Source organism: Leuconostoc sp., assembly GCF_965300815.1.
This window is the reverse complement of record NZ_CBDKZH010000078.1, coordinates 1-6,103: the sequence shown is the minus strand read 5'-3', so window position 1 is coordinate 6,103 and position 6,103 is coordinate 1. Positions and strand designations below refer to the sequence as shown.

4 protein-coding genes and 1 pseudogene are annotated in these 6,103 nt (G+C 43.2%); 1 reads left to right on the top strand and 4 read right to left on the bottom strand.

Annotation, left to right across the window (positions count from 1 at the left end; genetic code table 11):
- The first annotated feature begins 126 nt into the window (after positions 1 to 126).
- On the top strand, positions 127 to 2,193 hold the full coding sequence (locus ACW12G_RS05825; protein WP_455647489.1) for an ATP-dependent Clp protease ATP-binding subunit: 2,067 nt from the start codon (positions 127 to 129) through the stop codon (positions 2,191 to 2,193).
- Between the two features lie 33 nt (positions 2,194 to 2,226).
- Here the strand turns inward: ACW12G_RS05825 and ACW12G_RS05820 are convergent, their stop codons facing one another.
- The 4 genes and pseudogenes from ACW12G_RS05820 to ACW12G_RS05805 form a co-directional block, all read right to left on the bottom strand.
- Positions 2,227 to 2,739, bottom strand: a complete 513-nt coding sequence (locus tag ACW12G_RS05820; RefSeq protein ID WP_189428845.1) for a YiiX/YebB-like N1pC/P60 family cysteine hydrolase — start codon at positions 2,737 to 2,739, stop codon at positions 2,227 to 2,229.
- Between the two features lie 25 nt (positions 2,740 to 2,764).
- Positions 2,765 to 4,048, bottom strand: coding sequence for an adenylosuccinate synthase (locus ACW12G_RS05815; protein ID WP_278393071.1), 1,284 nt, complete (start codon positions 4,046 to 4,048; stop codon positions 2,765 to 2,767).
- Between the two features lie 257 nt (positions 4,049 to 4,305).
- Positions 4,306 to 4,689, bottom strand: a complete 384-nt coding sequence (locus tag ACW12G_RS05810; RefSeq protein WP_029510154.1) for a 6-carboxytetrahydropterin synthase — start codon at positions 4,687 to 4,689, stop codon at positions 4,306 to 4,308.
- Positions 4,690 to 4,693: 4 nt separating this feature from the next.
- Positions 4,694 to 6,034, bottom strand: a pseudogene (locus tag ACW12G_RS05805) (TIGR03111 family XrtG-associated glycosyltransferase).
- Between the last annotated feature and the right edge of the window lie 69 nt (positions 6,035 to 6,103).

The following is a 6,103-nucleotide window of genomic DNA, read 5'->3' as shown; positions in this document are numbered from 1 at the left end:
AAATTTATTTTAGCACTCGTTAAATAAGAGTGCTAAATTTAATTGTCATTTAATCTTGACCTGGTATACTAGAGGTAAGCTATAGAAAGGAAAGTATCGTGCATTTGAGCGGTACACTTAGTAATTATGGCATCACAAGACCCATTTGGATTTGGAAATATTAATTTTGATGATATGATGCGCGCCATGAATGAACAAATGCAGGCCGCACAAAATGGTCAACAAGCCAACTTTGGCACCCAACAAAAAAATAAAAAAGATAAACAAAATAATCGCCCAACACTACTCGACGAATTTGGAATTAATTTAACACAACAAGCCCGTGACGGTAAGTTAGATCCAGTTATCGGTCGTGATAGCGAAATCGCCCGCACCATCGAGATATTAAATCGTCGTACCAAAAATAACCCTGTGCTGATCGGGGAACCAGGTGTTGGTAAAACAGCTGTTGTTGAAGGACTCGCCCAAGCAATTGTGCACAATAAAGTCCCTGAAAAATTGCAGTCAAAAGAGATTATCCGACTTGACATGTCTGCCCTCGTGCAAGGCACGGCAATGCGTGGTCAGTTTGAAGCGCGGATGCGTCAATTGATGCAAGAAGTCGCCGACAATGACGACATCATTTTGTTTATTGACGAAGTGCATGAAATCATGGGTGCCGGTAATGCCGAAGGTGGTATGGATGCTGGTAACATCCTGAAGCCCGCTTTGGCACGTGGTGAATTCCAATTAATTGGCGCCACGACTTTAAATGAATACCGTAAAATCGAAAAAGATGGCGCGATTGCCCGTCGGTTCCAACCTGTACAGGTCAACGAACCTTCAATGGCTGCCACCATTAAGATTTTAGAAGGGATTCAGCAACGTTACGAAGATTACCACCATGTTGTCTACACAGATGAAGCGATTGCTGCCGCGGTATCCTTATCGGACCGCTACTTACCAGAACGCTTCTTGCCAGACAAAGCGATTGATTTAATTGATGAAGCTGGTTCACGGAAGAATTTGTCCATGAAAATTGCTGATCCTAAAGCGATTCAGGCTAAAATCGACTCGGCCGACAAGCTCAAACAAGCAGCAATCGATCAAGAAAACTTTGAGAAAGCTAGCTATTGGCGTGATCAAGTCAACCAACTCGAATCGCAAAAAGCACAAGTTGAAGCACACCCAGAAATGTTTAAGCCACAAGCTGTCACTGAACAAGATATCTTAACAATCATCGAGGATAAAACTGATATTCCGGTTGGTAACCTAAAGGATAACGAAGCCAACCAGCTCCGTGAATTGGATGCGCATTTGTCAGCCCATGTCATTGGTCAAGATGCGGCCGTACAAACTGTGGCGAAAGCTATTCGTCGTAATCGTATTGGTTTGACCAAGTCCGGTCGCCCAATTGGGTCATTCCTCTTTGTCGGCCCAACCGGCGTTGGTAAAACTGAATTAGCCAAGCAATTGGCCAAAGAAATGTTTGGCAGCAAAGACGCTTTGATTCGTTTTGATATGTCAGAGTATATGGAAAAGCATGCGGTATCGAAAATGATTGGTGCCCCTGCTGGTTATGTGGGCTATGAAGAAGCTGGTCAACTAACCGAACAAGTCCGTCGTCGGCCTTATTCCCTCGTTCTCATTGACGAAGTGGAAAAGGCACATCCAGATGTGATGAATATGTTCTTACAAATTTTGGATGATGGCCGTTTGACCGATGCCCAAGGGCATGTCGTTAGCTTTAAAGATACAGTGATTATCATGACGTCAAACGCTGGCTCTACAGATACTGGGAACACGCCAATGGGCTTCAACCAAGTTGATGCCCAAAGTAAGTTACTCCAACGTTTGGAAAATTATTTCCGCCCTGAATTCTTAAATCGTTTTGATGATATTGTGGAATTCGATCAATTGACGCAAGACCATCTCTTAACAATCGTTGACTTACTGTTAGCCGATATGAACGCTAATTTGGCAGATAATCAACTCCACGTCACGGTAAGCGACGCTGCAAAGCAACAACTTGCCAAGTTGGGTTACAATCCAGCCTTAGGTGCGCGGCCACTACGTCGTGTCATTCAAGATCAAATTGCCGATCAACTGGCTGATTATTATCTATTACATCCTGAAAGTACTAATTTGTACGCTGATTGGGATGCTGAAACAAATCAAATTATTATTTCCGAAGAAGCCTACGTCAAGGCATAAGAAAAGCACGTTCTCGTTTGAGAACGTGCTTTTTTATAGGCTGCCAAGAAAGGTTAATTGTGACGATTTGGCCATCGCCTCCGGATTGGAACCCGGTAGGCCAACCGGTACCGCCACCCCTAATTGGTCATAATAAGCTTGCCAATAGGCCGAAATATCATGGGTCGCATCATGAAAACGTAACGGCTGTGGTTCAAACGGTAATTTATCACCAAAGGCAACTTCAACCAATTCAGAACAATACAGTCCCGCACCATTTGGATAGAAGGTGGCATTATACGGTTGCCCAAGATACGTTTTCGCACGCGCAATGACCGTCGCGACATCATCAACTTGTGGGCGATAAACATCCGGCTGACCAAATTCCGCTTGGAATTGCGCCAAATCCTGCATGGCCACACCATAGCGCGGACTCGCATGAATAACAGTCTGGTCATCCACAGCAATGCCAACATGCACATAAGTTCCCGTCGAAGCAGCAATAGCTTCATCCATGGGTTCATGTTGATTTTTGATAAACAGTAAATCCCCAGCTTGTAATGCCATGCTTATCCCTCTGCTATTTGTGCTGTTATTGCCAAACAGGACTCATCAAATGTGTTTCTTCTGGCTTTGGTCCAACTGCAAAGCTCAACAGTTCAACTGACAGTAATTCAGAAATGCGCTTTAAGTAACGTTGGGCATTTTCTGGCAATTCATCAAATGATTGTACACCTGTAATATCTTCGTCCCAACCAGGCAATGTTTCGTAATTCACATCAAGCCCTTCAAACCATGTATCAGATGCTGGGAAATGATGAATTTCTTCACCCTTATACGTGTAAGATGTCGCAATCTTCAATTCTTTCAAACCAGACAAAACGTCAAGTGAATTGATTGCCAACTTTGTCAAACCAGACACTTGAACAGCGTGACGCAAAGCGACGGCATCTAGCCAACCAATACGACGTGGACGCTTTGTGACCACACCATATTCATGACCAACTTCACGAACATGATCAGCAATATCATCATGTAATTCTGTTGGGAATGGTCCTTCACCAACACGTGACGTGTAGGCCTTAATCACGCCGACCACATCTTGGATTTGGTTAGGGCCAACACCGGCCCCGTTCATCACACCACCGGCTGTTGGGTTTGAACTTGTGACATAAGGATATGTGCCATGATCCACATCAAGCATGATACCTTGCGCACCTTCAAAGACAACGCGCTTGTTCTTATCCATGAGTTGCCCCAATAGATAAGAAGTATCCGTGACATAAGGTGCCAATTGACGACCATATTCAACATAAGTTGAATAAATCGTATCGTAATCAAGTGCTTCTTCGCCATACAACTTTGTCAATTGCGCATTTTTGAATGGCAAATATTCTTGCAAAAGCTTGGCAAAGACTTCAGGATCAACCAAGTCAGCCATTCGGATGCCGACACGTGAAATTTTATCCGTGTAAGCTGGTCCGATACCCTTCTTTGTCGTGCCGATACGGTTATTTGATGATGATTCTGCTGCTTTATCAAGCGCAATGTGATAAGGCATGATGACATGCGCGCGATTTGAAATACGCAAATTATCAACTGAAATGCCCTTTGATTGCACTTCAGCAATTTCAGCCAACAAGGCTTCCGGATTAACCACCACACCGTTACCAATAACTGCTAGTTGCCCCTCAGTTAAGATACCAGAAGGCAAAGCTGACAATTCAAACTTTGTGTCACCATGCCAGATTGTGTGACCTGCGTTATTGCCGCCTTGATAGCGGACAACAGCATCTGCGTCTTCCGCAAAAAAGTCAACAATCTTTCCCTTACCTTCATCGCCCCATTGCGAACCGACAACAATTACACCAGACATATATTTTTCTCCTAGAACACCAACAGCTGCTTTCAGACGGGATAGGTTTGTCGGAGAAAACCATGTGATTCAAAATCGACAGGGTTTGTTTGCACCTATCCGTGAGTGTCCCTCTGCGGATGTCCATTTTATATTTTAGTAAAACACGAACATTATGTATTACAACGCCTTTTACTAAACCATTTTACCATACAAACCTTCATAACGATAGTGTTAATTTCACAAAGCAACTGGAGCCAACATTAACGCTTTTAATGCTAATCGTTTAGCTCTCGCAGTGCCACACTATAATAACGTGTTGGCGACTCCCCCACCGATAAATCGTGCAATTGACACGCAATTTCGGTTAGTGCGTCGGCTAATAGGTCAAATAATTGCTCCGCAAAATTTTCCAGTGTTGGGACAATCTGATCAAACGGTTGCACGTTATTGAGCAACTGACCATGAAACGGTGCAATACTGTCAGCAATAACGGCCTCAATGTCTTCAAATTTCAAGGTAAATTGCTCAACTGTTGGTCGTATTTCTAAGATTAATTCCCAAGTATGAGGGTGCTCGGCCCCTAGAACGCCCTGCCAACGCACAGCATGACTGGCGTTAATGAAAGTCCGTAGTTTGTAAGTATAGCTTTTTTGTCGCATCAGCCTATTTTTTCTCTTTCTTTGTTAACCGAAAATCTGACCGAATAATGGCCCTAATTTCTGCCATTTCGGTGCTGAACTTTTTTGTTTGCCAATTCGCACGCGTTGTCGTCGCATTAATGATACCAACTAACCGAATCACCGTATTGAGTCCATTATACAGCGGCAACGTCAACAGCATGGGCCATTGTTTCAGATAATAGCGCCGTTCGGTCTCAAATTTTGCCAGTAACTGTAACGCACTCCAGTAGTTCAAGAAACCAAACACCACATAGAGCAAATACATCATCATCAGGGACAGGCCGACTACTACGGGGGAATAACCCAAGTAAACCAACATGCCTAACCCAATCATCCAAATCAAACGGGGGAAGACAAACGTGTGGTCAACCATCAATCGACCAATCATAAAATGACTAAAAAATTGATAAAGATTAAGTTTTTGTTGTAGAAAATTTTGAGCCACTTCAATTTGACCACGTTGCCATCTTTGTCGTTGTAAATAGAGCGCTTCAAGCCCAGAAATTGGTTCAACATAAAAAATAGCATCCACCACAAACCCAATGCGTTTACCCAAGCGATAACGCAACTGAAAAGTCATATCCGTGTCTTCACCAATCGTATCGACATTATACATATACGTTTGCACCAGTACTTCGCGACGAAAGGCCGAAAAGGCCCCTGACATCGTAAAAAGCCGGTCATTTTGATTCTCGATACTACGTCCTGACAAAAACGCTTGGGCATATTCAACATATTCGTTACGTTGCAATAATTTTAGGCACTTGTTTTGGGTCCCTTCAATGGCCGATTTCTGAGTCAGAATTGTCCCCGTGGCAGCATCCACCTGTTTGTTATTTTCAAAATAAAGTACCATGTTAAACAACGCTGATGGTTCTAACCAGCCGTCGGTATCTAAATTCATAATATAGCTACCCATGCTATTATAAATCGCCGCATTCAACGCTCTGGCTTTACCAGCATCGGTATTCATCCATTGCAGCCGTAGTTCTGGAAAATCAGCCTGAGCTTGATGAAAGACTTGAAAGCTATTATCCGTACTATGATTATTGGCCTCAAAAATTTGAATCAATGCTTTCGGTTAAGACGATGCGGCAATTGAAGCAATACAGTGATAAAGCGTATCGCCGGAATTATAGACTGGCAACACAATTGAAATCATCGGCAATTTTAAAGGCACTTGGTACGCCTGACTTGATTTGATGGTACGTTGGAGCCGAAAAGCATGCTGGCTAGCAGGCAGAATTTCAACGACAATTGGAATCAATAACCAAGTAAACCAGAAACCAATTTGATAGATAAATTGATGTATATAAAGTGCCATAGCCTATCGTAACTTTTTGAACAGGCGATTAACGAGCTGCCCCTTCGTAAAGACAAGGTAGTAAAGTAT

What these genes read in the sequence shown, in the direction of transcription:
- ACW12G_RS05825 (WP_455647489.1), top strand. Translation starts at nt 127, where the DNA reads ATGGCATCACAAGACCCATTTGGATTTGGAAATATTAATTTTGATGAT.
- ACW12G_RS05820 (WP_189428845.1), bottom strand. Translation starts at nt 2,739, where the DNA reads ATGGCATTACAAGCTGGGGATTTACTGTTTATCAAAAATCAACATGAA.
- ACW12G_RS05815 (WP_278393071.1), bottom strand. Translation starts at nt 4,048, where the DNA reads ATGTCTGGTGTAATTGTTGTCGGTTCGCAATGGGGCGATGAAGGTAAG.
- ACW12G_RS05810 (WP_029510154.1), bottom strand. Translation starts at nt 4,689, where the DNA reads ATGCGACAAAAAAGCTATACTTACAAACTACGGACTTTCATTAACGCC.